The sequence below is a fragment of the Streptomyces sp. DSM 40750 genome (assembly GCF_024612035.1).
Classification (GTDB): Bacteria; Actinomycetota; Actinomycetes; order Streptomycetales; family Streptomycetaceae; genus Streptomyces.
Genome location: NZ_CP102513.1, coordinates 7,605,137 through 7,626,031, shown reverse-complemented (window position 1 = coordinate 7,626,031; position 20,895 = coordinate 7,605,137). Strand labels below are relative to the sequence as shown.

Sequence of the window (20,895 nt, the reverse complement as noted above, 5' to 3'; positions counted from 1 at the left end):
CTCGGTTTTGCTGCTTCCCTGAACTCGCCTGTGCGGCAACGACGCCGCCCTCGTCCCCCAGGAGAGCCCATGGCCGTCACCCCGGACGCCGTCCCGCTCGGGAAGGCGACCGCTCCGTCCCCCGAGCGCCCCCAGCAGATCGAGACCGCCTCCGCCGGCCTGGTCCTCGGCCTCGCTCTGGCCCAGTTCGGCACCTATCTCGCCGTCCTCACCCCGGTCATCGTCACCCTCGCCCTGCGCGTGAACCAGATCGTTCCGGAGGCGAACCGGGGCGCGGCCCTCGGTCAGGTGCTGTCCGTCGGCGCCCTGCTCGCGATGCTGGGCAACCCGGTCTTCGGCGCCCTGTCCGACCGTACGACCGGCCGTTTCGGCCGCCGTCGCCCGTGGCTGCTCGGCGGCATGGTGGCCGGCCTCGCCGGGCTTGTCGTGGTCGCCCTCGGCTCCAGCGTCCTCACCCTGATGCTCGGCTGGGCGCTCGCTCAGCTCGGCATCAACGCCACCCTCGCCGCCCTCACCTCATGCGTGCCGGACCTGGTCCCGGACCGGCAGCGGGCCCGGGTCTCCGGGATCGTCGGCATGACACTGTCCCTGTCGCTGGTCGCCGGCGCCGGGCTCGCCCAGCTCTTCAGCGGTTCGCTCTTCCTCGCGTTCCTCGTGCCCGGGCTGATCGGGCTGGTCTCGGTCGGCTTCCTGACCGTCGTCATCGGGGACCGCGACCGCCCGGCGCGTGCCGGCGCCTTCGAGCCGTACAGCGTCAGGGAGTTCCTGCGCAGCTTCTGGGTCGATCCGCGCCGGCATCCCGACTTCGCGTGGAACTTCGCCGGCCGCTTCCTGGTCTTCACCGGCGCCGCCTGCGTGACCAGCTACTCCGTCTACTTCCTGATGGACCGCATGGGTTACGACGGCACCGAGGTCGCCGACAAGTTCTTCCTCGGCACGCTCGTGATGGTCGCCGCGACCGTCGTCGGCTCGATCGTCGGCGGCCAGCTCTCCGACCGCTCGGGCCGCCGCAAGCCGTACGTGCTGGGCTCCTCGCTCGGGATGGCCGTCGGGCTGGCCCTGGTGGCGACCTCCCAGACCTTCGCCATGTACCTGGTCGCCATGGTCGTCTTCGGCTTCGCCGAGGGCCTCTACCTCTCGGTGGACATGGCGCTGGCCGCCGCGGTGCTGCCCAACCCGGAGGAGTCCGCCAAGGACATGGGCGTCCTCAACATCGGCAACGCCCTGCCCCAGTCCCTCGTCCCGATCACCGCCCCGGGCCTGCTGGCCATCGGGGGCAGCGGAGCCAACTACAGCGCCCTGTTCCTCTTCGGCGCCGTCGCCTCGATCGTGGGCGCCCTCGCCGTCCAGTTCGTCCGCTCGGTCAAGTAGCCCCGCCCCGGCCCGCCCGGCCACCGTCTCGTCCTAGGAATCCCGGATGCCCACAGCCCCCTACCGCGACCCGAACCGCCCCGTCGACGAACGGGTGGAAGACCTCCTGGCCCGGATGACCCTCACGGAGAAGGCGGGCCAGTTCTTCCACGCGATGCTGACGATGAACGGCGACGGGACGCTCGCCGAGGCCGGCGACGGTCCGTTCCTCCGGCGCGGCACCACCGAGCTGGTCGCGGACGGCCATCTGACCCACTTCAACCTCCTGGGCCAGTACGGCGTCCGGGAGACGGCCGAGTGGGTCAACCGGCTCCAGTCGCTCGCGGCGGACACCCGGCTGGGCATCCCGGTCACCCTCTCCACCGACCCGCGCCACGCGTTCACCGACAACCCCGGCGCGTCCTTCGACTCCGGCGCCTTCTCGGCCTGGCCCGAACCCCTGGGCCTGGCCGCGATCGGGGAACCGGAGCTGGTGGAGAAGTTCGGCGACACGGTCCGCCGCGAGTACCTCTCCGTCGGCTTCCGCGTCGCCCTCCACCCGCAGATCGACCTCGCCACCGAGCCCCGCTGGTCCCGCCAGTCCGGCACCTTCGGCTCGTCCGCCGAGGTCACCAGCGCGCTGGTACGGGCTTACGTACGCGGGCTGCAGGGACGTCGGCTCGGCCATCGCTCCGTCGCCGCCATGGTGAAGCACTTCCCGGGCGGCGGCCCGCAGAAGGACGGCGAGGACCCGCACTTCCCGCACGGCAAGGAACAGATCTATCCGGGCGGCATGCGCGACCACCACCTCGCGCCCTTCAAGGCGGCCATCGCGGCCGGCTGCTCGCAGATGATGCCCTACTACGGCCAGCCGATCGGCGTGGACGACTGGGAGGAGGTCGGCTTCGGTTTCAACCGCGACGTCCTCACCGGGCTGCTGCGCGAACGCCTCGGCTTCGACGGCATCGTCTGCACCGACTGGGGCCTGCTCACCGACGCGCCCATCGGCGGCGAGACGCACGAGGCCCGCGCCTGGGGCGTCGAACACCTCACCGTCACCGAACGCGCGGCCAAGGCCCTGGACGCGGGCGCCGACCAGTTCGGCGGCGAACAGTGCCCCGAGGTGATCGTCGAACTGGTCCGCTCCGGCCGGATCTCCGAGGAGCGCGTCGACGCCTCCGTGCGCCGCCTCCTGCGCGAGAAGTTCGTCCTCGGCCTCTTCGAGCACCGGTACGTCGACCCGAACCGGGCCGAGGAGACCGTCGGCGCAAGCGAGTTCAGGGCCCTCGGCGAAGCCGCCCAGCGCCGCTCGCTCACCGTCCTGACCAACCACTCACTCCTGCCCCTCACCGACCGACCGAACCTGTACGTCGAGGGCGTGGCCGCGCAGACGGCGTCCCTGTACGGCAATGTCGTGGCCGATCCGGCCCACGCGGACGTGGCCGTGCTGCGGCTGCGCACGCCGTACGAGGAGCGGCCGGGGTTCTTCGAGTCCTTCTTCCACTCCGGGTCGCTGGCGTTCGGCGAGGAGCGGCTGAAGGAGATCCTGACGCTGCTGGAGGCCGTGCCCACGCTGGTCTGCGTCAACCTGGAACGGCCCGCCGTACTCCCGGAGATCGCCGCGAAGGCCGCCGCGCTCGTCGCCGACTACGGGGCCTGCGACACGGCCTTGCTCGACGTGGCCTTCGGGCGGGCGCGGGCCGAGGGCCGGCTGCCCTTCGAACTGCCGCGTTCCATGGCGGCGGTGGAGGCGTCCCGCCCGGACGTGCCCAACGACACCGAGGACCCGGTCTTCCCCTACGGCCACGGCCTGGCGCTCTGATCACGCCAAGTCGTCGCGAGGCAGTCGTTATTCGGCCGCCCTCGCGTCACGGACCCGTGAAAATGGGCCCATGCCCATCACCGACGAACCCGAAGTCATCGACCGGCGCGAGGGCCCCTACGGCGAGGTCGTGCTGCGGCGGCACGGAGAGCTGCTGCAGATCATCGCCAACGGGTGCTTCCTGATGGACACCTCGGACGGGCGCTCCGAACGCCTGTTGGTCGACGCCGCCCTCGACGCGCTGACCGGCCGTTCTCAGCCAAGTGTGCTGATCGGCGGTCTGGGCGTCGGTTTCTCCCTCGCACACGCGGCCGCGGACCCACGCTGGGGTCCGATCACGGTTGTCGAACGCGAACCCTCCGTCATCGAATGGCACCGCGCGGGACCGCTGGCCGCGGTGTCCGCCGACGCTCTCGCGGACCCTCGTACCGAGATCGTGGAAGCGGATCTCATCGCATACGTCAATGAGACATCCGCCACGTTCGACGCGCTCTGCCTGGACATCGACAACGGGCCCGACTGGACGGTCTCCGAGGGCAACGGAAGCCTGTACTCACCGGCCGGACTGGCAAGCTGCGCAAGGGTGTTGAGGCCTGGTGGGGTGCTTGCCGTGTGGTCGGCGCGGCCATCTGCGGAATTCGAGGAAACCTTGGGGAATGCCGGGTTCCAACAGGTGCGTACCGAAGAGATCCCGGTTGCCCGAGGAGTTCCGGACGTCGTACACCTCGCGGTAAGACCTGGATAGCCGTGGCGTGGTGACTGCCCGTACCCTGCTTGCCTGGCGCCGATCATTCAAGCGTCAATCGCAGTCATGCGCAGCCACGCGCAGTCAAGGGATCACCCCACGGATTCCGGAAAGCAACTCAGGGGCGGGCGATGGAGCAGACACACACCTCCCACAGCAGCACCACGGCGACGCCTGGCGCACAGCGCCGGGTGCTCGTGGTCGAGGACGACCCGACGATCGTCGACGCCATCGCGGCCCGCCTGCGCGCCGAGGGTTTCGTCGTACAGACCGCGTCCGACGGGCCGGCCGCGGTCGACACCGCGGAGGCCTGGCAGCCCGACCTGCTGATCCTCGACATCATGCTGCCCGGCTTCGACGGCCTGGAGGTGTGCAGGCGCGTCCAGGCCCAGCGGCCCGTCCCCGTGCTGATGCTCACCGCCCGGGACGACGAGACGGACATGCTGGTCGGGCTCGGCGTCGGCGCCGACGACTACATGACCAAGCCGTTCTCCATGCGTGAACTGGCCGCGCGCGTACACGTCCTGCTGCGCCGGGTGGAGCGGGCCGCGCTGGCCGCCACCACGCCGCGCTCGGGCATCCTGCGCCTCGGCGAGCTGGAGATCGACCACGCGCAGCGCCGGGTCCGGGTGCGCAGCGAGGACGTACACCTCACGCCCACCGAGTTCGACCTCCTCGTATGCCTCGCGAACACCCCGCGTGCCGTACTCTCGCGCGAGCAGCTGCTCGCCGAGGTGTGGGACTGGGCGGACGCGTCCGGGACGCGGACCGTGGACAGTCATATCAAGGCGCTGCGGCGGAAGATCGGCGCGGAGCGGATCCGCACGGTGCACGGCGTCGGGTACGCCCTGGAGACCCCGGCCCCCTGACACCGGCACTCGCCCCGCGCGCAGGACATACCCAGGCACGTAGGCACAGGGAACTGGTGGCGTGATGAGCGGAGTCGGTGACCCACGGTCGCGGAACCTCGGTGGCGCGCAGTCACGGAAGGGCGCGGGACCGCTCAGCGGTCTGCGTCCCTTCTCGATCAAGACGAAGCTCGGCGCGCTCGTCGTCATCTCGGTCCTGATCACGACCGGTCTGTCGATGATCGCGGTGCACACGAAGACCGAGCTGCGCTTCATCACGGTCTTCTCGATGATCGCCACGCTCCTGATTACGCAGTTCGTGGCCCATTCGCTCACCGCCCCCCTGGACGAGATGAACGCCGTCGCCCGGTCCATCTCGCGCGGCGACTACACCCGGCGGGTCAGCGAGAACCGCCGGGACGAGCTGGGTGACCTCGCCCACACGATCAATCTCATGGCCGACGAGCTGGAGGCCCAGGACCACCAGCGCAAGGAGCTCGTGGCGAATGTCTCCCACGAGCTCCGCACGCCCATCGCCGGCCTCCGCGCCGTCCTGGAGAACATCGTCGACGGCGTCACCCAGGCCGACCCCGAGACGATGCGCACGGCCCTGAAGCAGACGGAACGCCTGGGCCGCCTGGTGGAGACCCTCCTGGACCTCTCGCGCCTGGACAACGGCGTGGTCCCGCTCCGCCACCGCCGCTTCGAGGTCTGGCCGTACCTCTCGGGCGTCCTGAAGGAGGCCCAGATGGTCTCGTCGGCGCGCGGAGGGATCACCTCCGGCTCCGGCAACCACACCCGTACGGACGTCCACCTGCACCTGGACGTCCACCCGCCGGAGCTGACGGCCAACGCGGACCCCGAACGCATCCACCAGGTCGTCGCCAACCTCATCGACAACGCGGTCAAGCACAGCCCGGCGCACGGCCGCGTGACGGTGAAGGCCCGCCGAGGCCCCACCCCCGAGTCCCTGGACCTCGAAGTCCTGGACGAGGGCCCCGGCATCCCCGAATCCGAATGGCACCGCGTCTTCGAACGCTTCAACCGAGGCGCGGTCAGCTCCCCCCACGGCCCCGGCAGCGACGGCGGCACGGGCCTCGGCCTGGCGATCGCCCGCTGGGCGGTGGACCTCCACGGTGGCCGCATCGGCGTGGCCGAGTCCCCGAAGGGCTGCCGTATCCAGGTGGTCCTGCCGGGCATCCCGCCCCATGGGGCCCTACGGGCCCCCTAAGGGGCACGGGGAACCGCGCGACAGGCGACGGACGGGCTCGTGCGGGTACCCACTCACCGGGGCCGAAGGGGCGGAGCCCCTTGGGACGGGATGGGACGGGACGGGTAGGGGCGGCTGGGGCGAAAAATCCGTCGATACCCACCTCACCCATGGCTGAATCCCCCCGACGTTGCCGGATTTCGCTCATCCTCCCGGGGCTTACATCTCTGCCAAGTTGACGTAAAGTTCGAAGCGGAGCCACAAGATCCACGACAGATCCGCGCAGTCGGACACGCGTGATCAGGTGCGTTCGAGCAGAGGGCCGCGTGTACATACCCGCAGGCCCCGGCCGACGCATGCCCGGCACATGCCCCTCACACCCATTCCAGACCGGAACCACGCTTGTTTCCCGCCATTTCCACCCCCGAAACACGCTTTCCGATGTGACTTACGCGACGAAGAGCGGACTCGGCCTGACCTTCCCGGCCACGGGGGCGTAGCCTTAATTCCCGCTGTCCATCACCTTGTGAAGCGGAAGAGGGCGGTTGCCGCCGTGTCGCCACAGTCCCCCAGTAACTCGAGCATCTCGACCGACTCAGACCAAGCGGGTAAGAACCCCGCCGCGGCCTTCGGTCCGAACGAGTGGCTCGTCGACGAGATCTATCAGCAGTACCTCCAGGATCCGAACTCGGTAGACCGAGCCTGGTGGGACTTCTTCGCCGATTACAAGCCGGGCGCAGCTGCCGCCTCGGCTCCGGCGAGCACTGCGGCCACGGGGGCCGCAGCGACCGTCACACCCGCGGCACCCGCCGCCCCGGCCGCACCCGCCGCCCCGGCCGCGCCCGCTCCGGCCGCCCCGAAGCCCGCCGCCGCTGCCCCGGCCCCGGCCCCCGCGAAGCCCGCGGCCGCCGCGCCCGCCAAGCCGGCCGCCGCCCCCGCGAAGCAGGTCGCGCCAGCCGCGCCCGCCGAGGGCCCGGAGCTGATCACGCTGCGCGGCCCCGCCGCCGCGGTCGCGAAGAACATGAACGCCTCCCTGGAGCTGCCCACGGCCACGTCCGTGCGCGCCGTCCCGGTGAAGCTGCTGTTCGACAACCGCATCGTCATCAACAACCACCTGAAGCGCGCCCGGGGCGGGAAGATCTCCTTCACGCACCTGATCGGCTACGCGATGGTGCAGGCCATCAAGACGATGCCGTCGATGAACTGGCACTACGCGGAGAAGGACGGGAAGCCCACCCTCGTCAAGCCGCCGCACGTCAACTTCGGCCTCGCCATCGACCTGGTGAAGCCCAACGGCGACCGCCAGCTGGTCGTCGCGGGCATCAAGAAGGCCGAGACGCTGAACTTCTTCGAGTTCTGGCAGGCCTACGAGGACATCGTCCGCCGCGCCCGTGACGGCAAGCTGACGATGGACGACTTCACCGGCGTCACGGTCTCCCTGACCAACCCCGGCGGCCTCGGCACCGTCCACTCCGTGCCCCGCCTGATGCCCGGCCAGTCGGTCATCATGGGCGTCGGCTCCATGGACTACCCGGCCGAGTTCCAGGGCACCTCCCAGGACACGCTCAACAAGCTCGGCATCTCGAAGGTCATGACGCTCACGTCGACCTACGACCACCGGGTCATCCAGGGCGCCGCCTCCGGCGAGTTCCTGCGGATGGTCGCGAACCGCCTCCTCGGCGAGAGCGGCTTCTACGACGACATCTTCGAGGCCCTGCGCATCCCCTACGAGCCGGTCCGCTGGCTCAAGGACATCGACGCCAGCCACGACGACGACGTCACGAAGGCCGCCCGTGTCTTCGAGCTGATCCACTCCTACCGGGTCCGCGGCCACGTCATGGCCGACACCGACCCGCTGGAGTACCGCCAGCGCAAGCACCCCGACCTGGACATCACCGAGCACGGGCTCACCCTGTGGGACCTGGAGCGCGAGTTCGCGGTCGGCGGTTTCGCCGGCAAGTCCCTGATGAAGCTCCGCGACATCCTCGGTGTCCTGCGTGACTCGTACTGCCGTACGACCGGTATCGAGTTCATGCACATCCAGGACCCGAAGCAGCGCAAGTGGATCCAGGACCGCATCGAGCGCCCGCACACCAAGCCGGAGCGCGAGGAGCAGCTGCGCATCCTGCGCCGGCTGAACGCGGCGGAGGCCTTCGAGACCTTCCTGCAGACGAAGTACGTCGGCCAGAAGCGCTTCTCGCTCGAAGGCGGCGAGTCGGTCATCCCGCTCCTCGACGCGGTCATCGACAGCGCGGCGGAGTCCCGTCTCGACGAGGTCGTCATCGGCATGGCCCACCGCGGCCGTCTGAACGTCCTGGCGAACATCGTCGGCAAGTCGTACGCGCAGATCTTCCGGGAGTTCGAGGGCAACCTCGACCCGAAGTCGATGCACGGCTCCGGCGACGTGAAGTACCACCTGGGCGCCGAGGGCACGTTCACGGGCCTGGACGGCGAGCAGATCAAGGTCTCGCTGGCCGCCAACCCGTCCCACCTGGAGACGGTCGACCCGGTCATCGAGGGCATCGCCCGCGCCAAGCAGGACATCATCAACAAGGGCGGCACGGACTTCACGGTCCTGCCGGTCGCCCTGCACGGCGACGCGGCCTTCGCGGGCCAGGGCGTGGTGGCCGAGACCCTCAACATGTCGCAGCTGCGCGGCTACCGCACCGGCGGCACGGTCCACATCGTCATCAACAACCAGGTCGGCTTCACGGCGGCTCCCGAGTCGTCGCGTTCCTCGATGTACGCCACGGACGTGGCCCGCATGATCGAGGCCCCGATCTTCCACGTGAACGGCGACGACCCGGAGGCCGTGGTCCGCGTCGCGCGTCTGGCCTTCGAGTTCCGCCAGGCGTTCAACAAGGACGTCGTGATCGACCTCATCTGCTACCGCCGCCGCGGTCACAACGAGTCGGACAACCCGGCCTTCACCCAGCCGCTGATGTACGACCTGATCGACAAGAAGCGCTCGGTGCGCAAGCTGTACACCGAGTCCCTGATCGGTCGCGGCGACATCACCGTGGAAGAGGCCGAGCAGGCCCTGCAGGACTACCAGGGCCAGCTGGAGAAGGTCTTCACGGAGGTCCGCGAGGCCGTCACGGCCCAGCCGAGCTCGGGACCTGTGTCGGACCCGCAGGCGGAGTTCCCGGTCACCGTGAACACCGCGATCTCCGCGGAGGTCGTGAAGCGGATCGCCGAGTCCCAGGTCAACATCCCCGACACCTTCCACGTACACCCGCGTCTGCTGCCGCAGCTGCAGCGCCGGGCGGCGATGGTCGAGGACGGCACGATCGACTGGGGCATGGGCGAGACCCTCGCCGTCGGCTCCCTCCTCCTGGAGGGCACCCCGGTCCGCCTGTCCGGCCAGGACTCCCAGCGCGGCACCTTCGGCCAGCGCCACGCGGTCCTCATCAACCGCGAGACGGGCGAGGAGCACACCCCGCTCCAGTACCTCGCCGAGGAGCAGGCGCGCTACAACGTCTACAACTCCCTCCTGTCCGAGTACGCGGTCATGGGCTTCGAGTACGGCTACTCGCTGGCCCGCCCCGACGCGCTCGTGATGTGGGAGGCGCAGTTCGGCGACTTCGTCAACGGCGCGCAGACGGTGGTCGACGAGTACATCTCGGCGGCCGAGCAGAAGTGGGGTCAGACGAGCGGCGTGACGCTCCTCCTCCCCCACGGCTACGAGGGCCAGGGCCCGGACCACTCCTCGGCCCGTGTCGAACGCTTCCTCCAGCTCTGCGCCCAGAACAACATGACGGTCGCCATGCCGACGCTGCCGTCGAACTACTTCCACCTCCTGCGGTGGCAGGTGCACAACCCGCACCACAAGCCGTTGGTGGTCTTCACCCCGAAGTCGATGCTGCGCCTCAAGGCCGCCGCGTCGAAGACGGAGGAGTTCACGACGGGCCAGTTCCGCCCGGTCATCGGCGACTCCACGGTCGACGCGGCCGCGGTCAAGAAGGTCGTCTTCTGCGCCGGCAAGGTCTACTACGACCTCGACGCCGAACGTCAGAAGCGCGGTGTCACGGACACGGCGATCATCCGCGTCGAGCGCCTGTACCCCCTCCCGGGTGCCGAGCTCCAGGCCGAGATCGCCAAGTACCCGAACGCCGAGAAGTACCTCTGGACCCAGGAGGAGCCGGCGAACCAGGGTGCCTGGCCGTTCATCGCCCTCAACCTGATCGACCACCTCGACCTCGCGGTCGGCGCGGACGTCCCCCACGGCGAGCGTCTGCGCCGCATCTCCCGTCCGCACGGCTCGTCGCCGGCGGTGGGTTCGGCGAAGCGGCACCAGGCCGAGCAGGAGCAGTTGGTGCGTGAGGTGTTCGAGGCGTAACAACGCCCGAAGACCGTACGCAACCGGGCCGCACCCCCTCTCCAGGGGGTGCGGCCCGGCCGTTTCCGCGCACTTATCCTTGACCCATGTACTTCACGGACCGTGGCATCGAGGAACTGGAGAAGCGGCGCGGCGAGGAGGAGGTCACCTTTGGGTGGCTGGCCGAGCAGCTGCGGACGTTCGTGGATCTGAATCCGGACTTCGAGGTGCCGGTGGAGCGGCTGGCGACGTGGCTGGCGCGGCTGGACGACGAGGACGAGGACGAGTAGCCGCCCCGAGAGGGACGGTCGATCGCGGACGGGACGCTCGGCGCGAACAGCGACGCTCGGTCGCGAACAGGGACGGTCAGTCGCGAGGGTGGGCCAGTTCGTACAGCAGGCCGAGGGTGCCGTGGGCGATCAGGAGGCCGCCGGCGACGAGCCAGCCGGCGCTGCGGCGGTACAGACCCCAGGCGGTGAGCGGTAGGCCCGCGAGGAGTTGGGCGGTGGCCAGGGCACGGGCTCTGGGAGTGCCGGCCCAGGGGAGCCAAGGCCCCAAGCGGCCGCGTTCGAGGACATCGAGTTCCGTACGGTCGGCTCCGCGCCGGCCGGTCCACTCGATGCGCTGGACAGCGGGCTGGATCCGGGCGACCTCGCAGAGCCGGTCGGCGGGTTCGCCCGGGGTGAGGCCGGCGGGGAGCGTCGCTCCCGCGCGGGTGAGGACGGCGAGGAGGCCCAGCAGGCGGGTGCGGCCGTCCGCCGCCGGGTCGGGCTTCGTGAGGGCGTCCAGGGACTGTGCGTCGAGGACCGGGGCCAGGCCGAGACGGTCGGCGAGGGTGCGCATCGCCTCGTCCTCGCCGGCCGGGGTGCCGTTCGCGAGCCATACGTAGCCGACGGTGCGGCGGAAACCTGCGGCGAGGGTGCAGCCGCTGCGGTCGGCGTCCCACCAGAGGGCGAGTACGGGCCAGGAGACGCCGACGGCGAGGGCGGTGGCCCAGCCGGTGAGGACGCGGTCGACTGGTTCTCCGCCGTGCAGCCAGGGCTTTCCCTCGGGCACGAGCGCGGTCCACTCCGGCCCGGCGGGGATGAGCAGCATGCGTTCGCGGAGCAGTTGGGCGACGGGGGCGACGGATTCGGGATCCGCCCGGCAGAGCAGGAGCGCTCCGGGAGCGGGGGCGGGCCGGCGATCACGGGATCCCTTGGAGCGTTCCGTCGACATGCACCCACGCTAGGCCGTTTTGTTCACATACATCCCTGCGGGTTCACCAGAACGGGTGTCTTGACTTTCCGTGACCGAGATATATCGTGAATTGCGAAGACGCGATAGTGCGTGTATGACGTCATGGCTTGGGTGCGGGCTTGGGTGCGCGGCTCGAGTGCGGTGCGTCGGCGTGTGCGGCGTCTTCTGTCGGGTCCTGTCGAGGAGGTCAGCACCATGTCCGAGTGGTGCGTCGCCGAGCCGCGGAAGCTCACGTTCGACGAACCGGTGACGACGCTGCACGTGCACGTCGTCAACGGAACGGTGAACGTCGTGGGCACCGACGAGGGTTCCGCCCGCCTGGAGGTCTCCGACGTGGAGGGGCCACCGCTGACGGTGACACAGAGGGACGGCACGCTGACCGTGGCCTATGACGACCTGCCCTGGAATGGCTTCCTGAAGTGGCTCGACCGTAAGGGCCGGCGGCGCGACGTGCTGGTCTCGCTCGCCGTCCCGACGGGTACCCGGGTCGAGGTGGGCGTGGTCGGCGCCACCGCCGTCGTGTCCGGCCTGCACGGGCGTACGGAGGTGAAGGGCATCTCGGGCGACACCACTTTGGTCGGCCTGTCGGGACCCGTGCGCGCGACGACCGTGTCGGGGAACGTGGAGGCGCAGGCCCTCACGGGTGATCTCCGGCTCAGCTCCGTCTCCGGCGACCTGACCGTCGTAGAGGGCTCCTGCGCCACCGTGAAGGCCGACTCGGTGAGCGGCTCGATCATCCTCGACCTCGGTCCCATGGACCGCCCCACCGACGTCGGCCTCACCAGCGTCTCCGGTGAGATCGCCATCCGCCTCCCCCACTCCACCGATGCCGAGGTCGAGGCCAACACCGCCGGCGGCACCATCTCCCACGCCTTCGACGGCCTCCGCGTCAGCGGCCCCTGGGGCGCCCACAAGGTCACCGGCCGCCTCGGCACGGGCGACGGCCGCCTCAAGGCCACGACCGTCACCGGCTCGATCGCCCTCCTCCGCAGGCCTCCGGCGGAGGACGAGCCGTGGGATGAAGGGCCGTGGGCCGAGGAGCCGGGGAGCGGTGGCGACTCCCCCGCCCTGCCCACGGACTCCTCCGTTCCGCCTATCATCCCGTCCACCGCCACCTCCGATTCCCCCAACTCCTCTGGCTCCCCCGACTCCTCTGACTCTCCCGACTCGTGCGGCTCGCCCGACGGCTCGGTCGGCCGAGCGGCGCCCGCTGTGCCTGCCGACGCCTCGCCGGAGGGTTCGGGTGCCGGTTCGGACGACGGCGGCCCCGGCGGTACGACCCCTCGCACAACCGACAAGAAGGTGTTCTGACATGCCTCCCGTCTTCGCCCACGGACGCCTGCGGCTGTATCTGCTGAAGCTGCTGGACGAGGCGCCGCGCCACGGCTACGAGGTGATCCGCCTGCTGGAGGAGCGCTTCCAGGGGCTGTACGCCCCCTCGGCCGGCACGGTCTACCCCCGCCTGGCCAAGCTGGAGGCCGAGGGCCTGGTCACCCACACCACCGAGGGCGGCCGCAAGGTGTACGCGATCACGGACGCCGGCCGCGCCGAACTGGCCGACCGCAGCGGCGAGTTGGCTGACCTGGAGCTGGAGATCCGCGAGTCGGTGGCCGAACTGGCCGCCGAGATCCGGGCCGATGTACGGGGCGCGGTGGGCAACCTGCGCCGCGAGATGCGGGCGGCGGCCTCCGAGGCCCGCAAGGGCAACGGAACGGGCGGCGGCGAGCAAGGGCCGCTGGGGGAGTTCGGGGAGTACGCCGACAAGGAGTCCTGGCGCGCCGCCAAGGAGGAGATGCGCCGCGTCAAGCAGGAGTGGAAGGAGCAGGCCCGGCGCGCGAAGGACGAGAGCCGACGGGCCCGCGAGGAGGCCCAGCGCGCCCGCCGTCAGGCCAACGAGGCTCAGGAGCGGGCCCGTACCCAGGCCCAGGAGGAGCTGCAGCGCATCGCCAAGCGGGTCCAGGACCACGTCCAGGACCACTTCACCCGGGGCGACTGGCCGACGGGGGTGCGCGAGGGACTGACCGAACTGGCCAAGGAGTTCGGCGAGTTCGGCAAGGACTTCGGAAAGGAGTTCGGCAAGGACTTCGGCTTCGGCCGCACGGGGGCGGAGTCCGGCTCAGGAACCACCGCTACGAAGGGCGGCGCGGGAGCCGGAACGGGCATCGGGGAGCCCGAGTACACGACCACTCCCGACGACTTCCCCGCCGACTACGAGCCCGCCTGGGTCCACGAGACCCCCACGGGCGACCCGGCCCGCGATCTCTACCGCCTCCTGGACCGCTTCCGCGACGACATCCGCGACGCGGCCCGCGACCACGGCGTGACAGAGGACCAGCTCCGCGACGCCCGCCGCCATCTGTCAACGGCGGCGGCCCACATCGGAGCGGTGCTGCGGGTGCCCAAGGGGTAAGCCGAGATCAGGCGCGGACCGGGGCCAAGGGCAAGCGGAGCGCACCAAGCCGGAGGGGCAACCGCCGACCGGGCCCTGAAGGGGCGCGCGGCCCCTTCAGAAGGGCTCCTCACCCCGCCTTGGCCTCCCCGGCGCCGTACAGGACCCGCTCCAGCGCCTCATACGTCACCCCATGGTCCGCGAGGACCTCGGCCAGGGCCCCGGGGCGGGTGGTGAGGGCGAGGAGGAGGTGTTCGTCGCCGATGATGGTGGTCCCCCCGCGCGAGCGGATTCGAGCGTGGGGGAGATCGCGGTGGGCGTGGGCGGTGCGGAGGGAGCGGGTGAGGACGTCCTTGGCGTCGCGGGTGAAGGGACGGTGGCCCGAGCGGAGCCCCCAGCCATTGCGGTTGCCCTTCCTGCCCGACTCCAACGCACCCACCCCATGGGCCTCTTCGACCCGGGAGACGATCTCCGAGAGGTCGATGCCCAGGCCGGAGAGGGCGTCCATGTCGGCGCGGGAGAAACCACCCCGGCGGCGCGCCTCGGCCAGGGCCCGCACCACGGAGTCGCGGCGGTCGGTCAGCCCCAGCGCGGCCAGGGCGAACGAGGCACGGCTGGCCTTTCGGTCCAGCAGCGAGAGAAGGAGGTGCTCTTCGGTCACCTCGTTCGCGTGGGAGCGTTCGGCGTGGTCGAGCGCTCCCAGGACCACGGCGCGGGCGTCTTTCGTGAACCGTTCGAACATCAATGCCTCCCGTACTTCTTGTGCACGGCCTGCCTGCTCACTCCGAGTTCCGTGGCGATCTCCTGCCACGACCAGCCCTGGTTGCGCGCGCTGCGCACCTGCACCGACTCCAACTGCTCCAGCAGCCTCCGCAGCGCGGCGACAGCCCGCAGCCCGACCCGGGGGTCACGATCGCCCGCGCGCTCGGCGAGATCCGTTGCTTCGGTCATGACGTCAACTTACGTTGACACCCTGGGCCGCGTCAACCCCGGTTGACATGGCAATGGACGGCCCCGGGACATGACGACGGCCGACCCGGAGAACCGGACCGGCCGTCAGGTCGTATCGACTGAATCCGTCAGGGGTTGGTGAGCACGACCTTGCCGAACTGGGAGCCGGACTCCAGGCGCTCGAACCCCTCGCGGGCACGGTCCAGGGGCAGCACCTCGTCGATGACGGGGCGGACGCCGGTCGCGGCACAGAAGGAGAGGAGGTCCTCCAGTTCGTCCTTGGTGCCCATGGTGGAGCCGACGACCTTGAGTTCGAGGAAGAAGATGCGGGTCAGTTCGGCGTGGGAGGGGCGGTCGCCGCTGGTGGCGCCCGAGATGACGAGGCTGCCGCCGGGGCGCAGCGACTTCACCGAGTGGGACCATGTGGCGGCACCGACGGTCTCGATGACCGCGTCGACGCGCTGCGGCAGCCGCGCCCCCGACTCCAGCGCCTCCACCGCGCCCAGCTCCAGGGCCCGCTTGCGCTTGGCCTCGTCCCGGCTGGTGGCGTAGACCCGCAGACCGGCCGCCTTGCCGAGCACGATCGCGGCGGTGGCGACACCGCCGCCGGCGCCCTGGACGAGAACGGAGTCGCCGGGGCGTACGCCCGCGTTGGTGAAGAGCATGCGGTACGCCGTCAGCCAGGCGGTGGGCAGGCAGGCGGCCTCTTCGAAGGAGAGCTCCTTGGGCTTGGGGAGCACGTTCCAGGTGGGGACGGAGACGAGTTCGGCGAAGGTGCCCTGGTAGCGCTCGGTGAGGATGGAGCGGGGTTCGTTGGGGCCGACGCCGTGGCCGGTCTGGCCGATCACCGAGTGCAGCACGACCTCGTTGCCGTCCTCGTCGACACCGGCGGCGTCGCAGCCGAGGATCATGGGCAGCTTGTCCTCCGCGAGGCCGACGCCCCGCAGCGACCACAGGTCGTGGTGGTTCAGCGAGGCGGCCTTCACCTTGACGGTCGTCCAGCCCGGCCTCGGGTCCGGTGCCGGGCGGTCGCCCAACTCCAGTCCGTTGAGCGGTTGGTCACGGTCGATGCGGGCGGCATAGGCAGCGAACATGCGCCTGACCATAGGGCTCTGCCGGGAACGATGGAACGGGGGAGCGCTGTGACACGCGTCCCGTCGTCTCCAGCTCCGCCTTCGAGCTCGGGAGCGTGGGGTTGTTCGGCGGGGTGCGGGTTGGATGTGGCTGGTCGCGCAGTTCCCCGCCCTTAAAGCGGGGCGCAGCCCCATGCTTTTAAGGGGCGCGGGGAACTGCGCGACCAGCCCCCACTCACCCGCAGACAACCAACCCCCTGGGGGCCTGGGGGCGTAGCCCCCAGCTTGCGGATGGGACGGGTAGGGGCGGCGGGGGCGAAGAAACCACCCCGCACCGCCCCCGGAGTCAGCGTCGAGCAACACCCTCGGCCCGGGCCGCGGCCGCGACCGCCGCGGTCACCGCCGGGGCGACCCGCTCGTCGAACGGCGACGGGATGACGTAATCCGCGGCGAGATCGTCCCCGACGACCGACGCCAGCGCCTCGGCCGCCGCGATCTTCATGCCCTCGGTGATCCGGGAGGCCCGCACCTGGAGGGCGCCGGCGAAGATGCCCGGGAAGGCGAGGACGTTGTTGATCTGGTTGGGGTAGTCGGAGCGCCCGGTCGCGACGACGGCCGCGTACTTGTGGGCCACGTCCGGGTGCACCTCGGGGTTCGGGTTGGCCATGGCGAAGACGAACGCGCCCTCGGCCATCGAGGCCACCGCCGCCTCCGGGACCGTCCCGCCGGAGACGCCGATGAAGACGTCCGCGCCCGCGAGGGCGTCCTCCAGGGAGCCCGAGAGCCCGGCCTTGTTGGTGAGCTCGGCGAGCTCACGCTTGACCGGCGTGAGGTCCTCGCGGTCCACGGAGACGATGCCCTTGCGGTCGGTGACCGCGACGTCGCCGAGACCGGCCTCCAGCAGCATCTTGGCGATGGCGACGCCCGCCGCGCCCGCACCCGAGATCACGGCCCGCAGATCGCCGATCCCACGGCCGGTCAGCCGGGCGGCGTTCCGGAGAGCCGCCAGCGTCACGACCGCCGTACCGTGCTGGTCGTCGTGGAAGACCGGGATGTCGAGGGCTTCCTGGAGCCGCCTCTCGATCTCGAAACAGCGGGGCGCCGAGATGTCCTCCAGGTTCACGCCGCCGAAGGAGGGCGCGAGGCGGACCACGGTCTCGATGATCTCGTCGACGTCCGTGCAGGCGAGCGCGATCGGCACCGCGTCGACGCCGCCGAACTGCTTGAACAGGATCGCCTTGCCCTCCATCACGGGGAGGGAGGCCTCGGGGCCGATGTCGCCGAGACCCAGGACCGCCGTACCGTCCGTCACGACGGCGACGACCGACGACTTCCACGTGTAGTCGTTGACCAGTTCCGGCTGCTCGGCGATGGCGGTGCACACGCGCGCGACGCCGGGCGTGTAGGCCAGGGACAGGTCGTCCTTGTCACGGATCGGCACGGTGGCCTGCACGGCCATCTTGCCGCCGCGGTGCAGCGCGAAAGCGGGGTCGAAGGAGTCGACGGAATTGAGCGGCTCCCCGCCGCCTTCCTGACCCGTACTGCCGTCGCTGCTCTCGGTGCGAGGATTGACAATCTCCGCTGCCACTTGTTTTACCCCTTAGGTCTTCATGGTTTGAGGGTGACCGCTCCCGGTTCGGGGGCGGGCGGGCACCGCGCAAGTCCCGGGTCACCGATACGTACGGCGACGCCTGCGGGCTCAGACGCGACGGGCGCGCCGCACACGCGCCCTGGGCCCCGGGTGAGGGGTGTAAAGAACCTTCTTACCGGACGGACGGCATCGACGACGAGTCCACACGTCTTCATACCTCGAAGGTCACAACTCGAAGGTCATTTGAAGACGATCATGGGTGGTTCGACTCATCGACGGATGACGGGACAAGTCGGGTCACGTCACGACAAGTCCTGTACGGCCACGTGCGCGGAGTTCGCGGCCGACCGCATCCTGAGATGCACCGAAGATCTTCCGGCCGGAAGAAGGAATGCCCGCACAAGATCCGGTGTGATCACCTGGTCCGCAGCGGTTCGTGGGTCATTCGGGGGTCGCCCGTTATCCGATTTTGACATGGCGGGCCATCTGAATGCACATGCCCGAATGGCAAGATGCGGTAATCACACGAGGTCGCGACACCCGAAGACGCGTGTTAATCGTCGACCCATCGGCAACTCCACACCACCCCGCCGGAGGAACCCACCATGACCGCAAGCACCACCTGTCGTACGACCGGCCTGCGCTCCCGGACAGCCGCGGTCGGAGCGATCGCGGTCGCGGGCGCCCTGCTGCTCACCGCCTGCGGTGACCAGACCAAGAAGGACAACGGTTCCGACACCGCCTCCACGAGCGCGGCCCCGCTGGCCGACAAGCTCCCGGCGGCGATCCGGGACAAGGGCGTGATCAACGTCGGTTCGGACATCGCGTACGCCCCGGTCGAGTACAAGGACAGCTCCGGCAAGGTCGTCGGCATCGACATCGACATCGCCGAGGCGATGGGCAAGCAGCTCGGTGTGGACTTCAAGTTCCAGAACGCCACGTTCGACACCCTCATCGGTGGTCTCGCGGCCAAGCGGTACGACATAGCGATGTCGGCCATGACCGACACCAAGGACCGCCAGGAGGGCGTCGACGCCGACACCGGCAAGAAGGTCGGCGCCGGCGTCGACTTCGTCGACTACTTCACTGCGGGTGTCTCGCTGTACACCAACAAGGGTGACGACCAGTCCATCAAGACCTGGGACGACCTCTGCGGCAAGACGATCGCCGTGCAGCGCAACACGTTCTCGCACGACCTCGCCAAGGACCAGGCGAAGAAGTGCAAGGACGACGGCGGCAAGGAACTCAAGATCGAGGACTTCGCCACCAACCCCGAGGCCGAGACCCGGATGCGTTCCAAGGGCGCGGACGTCGTCTCCGCCGACTACCCGGTCGCCGCGTACTCGGTGAAGACCTCGGGCGGCGGCAAGTACTTCGAGATCGTCGGCGACCAGGTCGAGGCGGGCCCGTACGGCATCGCCGTCGCGAAGGACAACACCGAGCTGCGCGACGCGCTGCAGGCCGCCGTCCAGGCGATCATCGACAGCGGCGAGTACGAGAAGATCATCAAGAAGTGGGGAGTCGAGGACGGCTCCGTCACCGAGGCCAAGATCAACGGCGGTTCCTGATTCTCGGCTCGGTTCTGAAAGGCACCACCTGTGACTGTTGACGTCAGCAAGACGGACGGTCCCTCGGACACTCCCCCCGCCGGCCCGGAGGCCATCAAGGCCATCCCGGTCCGGCACCCGGGGCGCTATGTGTCCGCGGCCATCGCGCTCGCTCTCCTCGGCGTGATCGTCTACGCGTTCGCGCAGGCGAAGAAGATCAACTGGGGTGCGGTCCCCGACTACTTCTTCGACGACCGCATCATCGAGGGCGTCCTGAACACCCTCCTGCTCACCGTGCTCTCCATGGTGATCGGCATCGTCGGCGGCATCCTGCTCGCCGTGATGCGGCTGTCGAAGAACCCGGTGACCTCGTCGATCGCGTGGTTCTACATCTGGTTCTTCCGCGGCACACCGGTCCTGGTCCAGCTCTTCGTCTGGTTCAACCTGGGCCTGGTCTTCGAGTACATCAACCTCGGCCCGATCTACAAGGACTACTGGTCCTCGTTCATGACGCCGCTGCTGACGGCGCTGCTCGGCCTCGGCCTCAACGAGGCCGCGTACATGGCGGAGATCTGCCGCGCCGGTCTGCTCTCGGTCGACGAGGGCCAGACCGAGGCGTCGCACGCGCTCGGCATGAGCCACACCAAGACGCTGCGCCGGATCGTCATCCCGCAGGCGATGCGCGTGATCGTGCCGCCGACGGGCAACGAGGTCATCAACATGCTGAAGACCACGTCGCTCGTCTCGACGGTGCAGTACGTGGACCTACTCAAGTCGGCCCAGGACATCGGCCAGGGTTCGGGCGCCATCGTGGAGATGCTGTTCCTCGCCGCCGCCTGGTACCTGATCCTGACCAGCGTCTTCAGCGTCGGGCAGTACTACCTGGAGAGGCACTACGCGAAGGGCTCCTCCCGGACCCTCCCGCCGACGCCGGTCCAGCGTTTCAAGGCGGCCGTGCTGCCCACGCGCCGCCCGAAGGGAGTCTCGGCATGACCGCCATGGTGAAGGCCGAGGGCATCCACAAGTCCTTCGGTCCCGTCGAGGTCCTCAAGGGCATCGACCTGGAGGTGCAGACGGGCGAGGTGTTCTGCCTCATCGGCCCGTCCGGCTCCGGCAAGTCGACGTTCCTCCGGTGCATCAACCACCTTGAGAAGATCAACGCCGGGCGGCTGTACGTCGACGGCGAGCTGGTCGGCTACCGCCAGAAGGGCGACAAGCTGTACGAGCTGAAGGACAGCGAGGTCGCGCTCAAGCGCCGTGACATCGGCATGGTGTTCCAGCGCTTCAACCTGTTCCCGCACATGACGGCCACCGAGAACGTCATGGAGGCGCCGGTCCAGGTCAAGGGCGTCAGCAGGGTCCAGGCCCGTGAGCGCGCCCGTGAGCTGCTCGACCGGGTCGGCCTCGGCGACAAGGCGGGCAACTACCCGTCCCAGCTCTCCGGCGGCCAGCAGCAGCGTGTCGCGATCGCCCGGGCGCTGGCCATGGAGCCGAAGCTGATGCTCTTCGACGAGCCGACCTCGGCGCTCGACCCGGAGCTGGTCGGCGACGTCCTCGACGTCATGCGCGACCTGGCCGAGTCCGGTATGACCATGGTCGTCGTCACCCACGAGATGGGCTTCGCCCGCGAGGTCGGCGACAGTCTGGTCTTCATGGACGGCGGTGTGGTGGTCGAGTCCGGCAGCCCCCGTGACGTGCTGACGAACCCGCAGGAAGAGCGGACGCAGGCGTTCCTCTCCAAGGTCCTCTGACCGGTACGAACAGCGAGACGACCGGTACGCGTACGGGACGAGACGACCAGTACGCATACGG

17 protein-coding genes are annotated in these 20,895 nt (G+C 69.7%); 12 read left to right on the top strand and 5 right to left on the bottom strand.

What is annotated here, in order from left to right; genetic code table 11:
- Nucleotides 1-69: 69 nt before the first annotated feature.
- The 7 genes from JIX55_RS34090 to JIX55_RS34060 all read left to right on the top strand — a co-directional run bounded on the left by JIX55_RS34090 (nt 70) and on the right by JIX55_RS34060 (nt 10,583).
- Entirely contained in the window at nt 70-1,371 is a 1,302-nt protein-coding gene (locus JIX55_RS34090; protein WP_257567069.1) for an MFS transporter, read from the top strand.
- 46 nt (nt 1,372-1,417) lie between these two features.
- Nucleotides 1,418-3,172, top strand: coding sequence for a glycoside hydrolase family 3 protein (locus JIX55_RS34085; RefSeq protein ID WP_257567068.1), 1,755 nt, complete (start codon nt 1,418-1,420; stop codon nt 3,170-3,172).
- Nucleotides 3,173-3,242: 70 nt separating this feature from the next.
- Nucleotides 3,243-3,917, top strand: coding sequence for a spermidine synthase (locus JIX55_RS34080; protein WP_257567067.1), 675 nt, complete (start codon nt 3,243-3,245; stop codon nt 3,915-3,917).
- Between the two features lie 131 nt (nt 3,918-4,048).
- Nucleotides 4,049-4,786 carry a response regulator transcription factor gene (locus JIX55_RS34075; RefSeq protein ID WP_257567066.1) on the top strand — a complete coding sequence of 246 codons (738 nt, stop codon included), beginning with the start codon at nt 4,049-4,051 and terminating at the stop codon, nt 4,784-4,786.
- 64 nt (nt 4,787-4,850) lie between these two features.
- Nucleotides 4,851-5,996, top strand: coding sequence for a sensor histidine kinase (locus tag JIX55_RS34070; RefSeq protein ID WP_257567065.1), 1,146 nt, complete (start codon nt 4,851-4,853; stop codon nt 5,994-5,996).
- A 532-nt stretch (nt 5,997-6,528) separates the two neighbouring features.
- Complete coding sequence (locus JIX55_RS34065; RefSeq protein ID WP_257567064.1) at nt 6,529-10,314, top strand: multifunctional oxoglutarate decarboxylase/oxoglutarate dehydrogenase thiamine pyrophosphate-binding subunit/dihydrolipoyllysine-residue succinyltransferase subunit; 3,786 nt, start codon at nt 6,529-6,531, stop codon at nt 10,312-10,314.
- 86 nt (nt 10,315-10,400) lie between these two features.
- Complete coding sequence (locus JIX55_RS34060) at nt 10,401-10,583, top strand: DUF6104 family protein (protein WP_257567063.1); 183 nt, start codon at nt 10,401-10,403, stop codon at nt 10,581-10,583.
- Between the two features lie 76 nt (nt 10,584-10,659).
- On the opposite strand, the gene JIX55_RS34055 is transcribed toward JIX55_RS34060, so the two are convergent.
- Nucleotides 10,660-11,511 carry a hypothetical protein gene (locus tag JIX55_RS34055; RefSeq protein WP_257567062.1) on the bottom strand — a complete coding sequence of 284 codons (852 nt, stop codon included), beginning with the start codon at nt 11,509-11,511 and terminating at the stop codon, nt 10,660-10,662.
- 216 nt (nt 11,512-11,727) lie between these two features.
- Here JIX55_RS34055 and JIX55_RS34050 point away from each other — a divergent pair, with 216 nt between their 5' ends.
- Together JIX55_RS34050 and JIX55_RS34045 are read left to right on the top strand one after the other, a co-directional pair.
- Nucleotides 11,728-12,843, top strand: coding sequence for a DUF4097 family beta strand repeat-containing protein (locus tag JIX55_RS34050; RefSeq protein ID WP_257567061.1), 1,116 nt, complete (start codon nt 11,728-11,730; stop codon nt 12,841-12,843).
- Between the two features lies 1 nt (nt 12,844).
- The gene (locus JIX55_RS34045; RefSeq protein ID WP_257567060.1) at nt 12,845-13,942 is read left to right on the top strand and encodes a helix-turn-helix transcriptional regulator; all 1,098 of its coding nucleotides are present in this window, start codon (nt 12,845-12,847) and stop codon (nt 13,940-13,942) included.
- A gap of 109 nt (nt 13,943-14,051) precedes the next feature.
- Here JIX55_RS34045 and JIX55_RS34040 read toward each other — a convergent pair whose 3' ends face one another.
- The 4 genes from JIX55_RS34040 to JIX55_RS34025 all read right to left on the bottom strand — a co-directional run bounded on the left by JIX55_RS34040 (nt 14,052) and on the right by JIX55_RS34025 (nt 17,533).
- Nucleotides 14,052-14,663, bottom strand: coding sequence for a Clp protease N-terminal domain-containing protein (locus JIX55_RS34040; RefSeq protein WP_257567059.1), 612 nt, complete (start codon nt 14,661-14,663; stop codon nt 14,052-14,054).
- Nucleotides 14,663-14,872, bottom strand: a complete 210-nt coding sequence (locus tag JIX55_RS34035) for an HTH domain-containing protein (RefSeq protein WP_257567058.1) — start codon at nt 14,870-14,872, stop codon at nt 14,663-14,665. Before JIX55_RS34035 ends, JIX55_RS34040 begins: the two co-directional genes overlap by 1 nt.
- Nucleotides 14,873-15,000: 128 nt before the next feature.
- Nucleotides 15,001-15,966, bottom strand: a complete 966-nt coding sequence (locus JIX55_RS34030; protein WP_257567057.1) for a zinc-binding dehydrogenase — start codon at nt 15,964-15,966, stop codon at nt 15,001-15,003.
- Between the two features lie 325 nt (nt 15,967-16,291).
- The gene (locus tag JIX55_RS34025; protein WP_257567056.1) at nt 16,292-17,533 is read right to left on the bottom strand and encodes an NAD(P)-dependent malic enzyme; all 1,242 of its coding nucleotides are present in this window, start codon (nt 17,531-17,533) and stop codon (nt 16,292-16,294) included.
- A 608-nt stretch (nt 17,534-18,141) separates the two neighbouring features.
- Between JIX55_RS34025 and JIX55_RS34020 the strand changes: the two genes are divergently transcribed.
- The 3 genes from JIX55_RS34020 to JIX55_RS34010 are packed head-to-tail and all read left to right on the top strand — an operon-like array spanning nt 18,142 to nt 20,834.
- Nucleotides 18,142-19,104, top strand: a complete 963-nt coding sequence (locus JIX55_RS34020; protein WP_257567055.1) for an ABC transporter substrate-binding protein — start codon at nt 18,142-18,144, stop codon at nt 19,102-19,104.
- Between the two features lie 30 nt (nt 19,105-19,134).
- Nucleotides 19,135-20,076, top strand: coding sequence for an amino acid ABC transporter permease (locus JIX55_RS34015; protein WP_257567054.1), 942 nt, complete (start codon nt 19,135-19,137; stop codon nt 20,074-20,076).
- Nucleotides 20,073-20,834: an amino acid ABC transporter ATP-binding protein gene (locus tag JIX55_RS34010; RefSeq protein WP_306820058.1), complete on the top strand. Its 762-nt coding sequence runs from the start codon at nt 20,073-20,075 to the stop codon at nt 20,832-20,834. Before JIX55_RS34015 ends, JIX55_RS34010 begins: the two co-directional genes overlap by 4 nt.
- The last annotated feature ends 61 nt before the right edge of the window (nt 20,835-20,895 follow it).

Excerpts from the sequence above, each read along its gene's own strand:
- JIX55_RS34090 (WP_257567069.1), top strand. The coding sequence starts at position 70 with ATGGCCGTCACCCCGGACGCCGTCCCGCTCGGGAAGGCGACCGCTCCG.
- JIX55_RS34050 (WP_257567061.1), top strand. The coding sequence starts at position 11,728 with ATGTCCGAGTGGTGCGTCGCCGAGCCGCGGAAGCTCACGTTCGACGAA.
- JIX55_RS34080 (WP_257567067.1), top strand. The coding sequence starts at position 3,243 with ATGCCCATCACCGACGAACCCGAAGTCATCGACCGGCGCGAGGGCCCC.
- JIX55_RS34085 (WP_257567068.1), top strand. The coding sequence starts at position 1,418 with ATGCCCACAGCCCCCTACCGCGACCCGAACCGCCCCGTCGACGAACGG.
- JIX55_RS34075 (WP_257567066.1), top strand. The coding sequence starts at position 4,049 with ATGGAGCAGACACACACCTCCCACAGCAGCACCACGGCGACGCCTGGC.
- JIX55_RS34020 (WP_257567055.1), top strand. The coding sequence starts at position 18,142 with ATGACCGCAAGCACCACCTGTCGTACGACCGGCCTGCGCTCCCGGACA.
- JIX55_RS34060 (WP_257567063.1), top strand. The coding sequence starts at position 10,401 with ATGTACTTCACGGACCGTGGCATCGAGGAACTGGAGAAGCGGCGCGGC.
- JIX55_RS34045 (WP_257567060.1), top strand. The coding sequence starts at position 12,845 with ATGCCTCCCGTCTTCGCCCACGGACGCCTGCGGCTGTATCTGCTGAAG.
- JIX55_RS34070 (WP_257567065.1), top strand. The coding sequence starts at position 4,851 with ATGAGCGGAGTCGGTGACCCACGGTCGCGGAACCTCGGTGGCGCGCAG.
- JIX55_RS34040 (WP_257567059.1), bottom strand. The coding sequence starts at position 14,663 with ATGTTCGAACGGTTCACGAAAGACGCCCGCGCCGTGGTCCTGGGAGCG.
- JIX55_RS34010 (WP_306820058.1), top strand. The coding sequence starts at position 20,073 with ATGACCGCCATGGTGAAGGCCGAGGGCATCCACAAGTCCTTCGGTCCC.
- JIX55_RS34030 (WP_257567057.1), bottom strand. The coding sequence starts at position 15,966 with ATGTTCGCTGCCTATGCCGCCCGCATCGACCGTGACCAACCGCTCAAC.
- JIX55_RS34055 (WP_257567062.1), bottom strand. The coding sequence starts at position 11,511 with ATGTCGACGGAACGCTCCAAGGGATCCCGTGATCGCCGGCCCGCCCCC.
- JIX55_RS34035 (WP_257567058.1), bottom strand. The coding sequence starts at position 14,872 with ATGACCGAAGCAACGGATCTCGCCGAGCGCGCGGGCGATCGTGACCCC.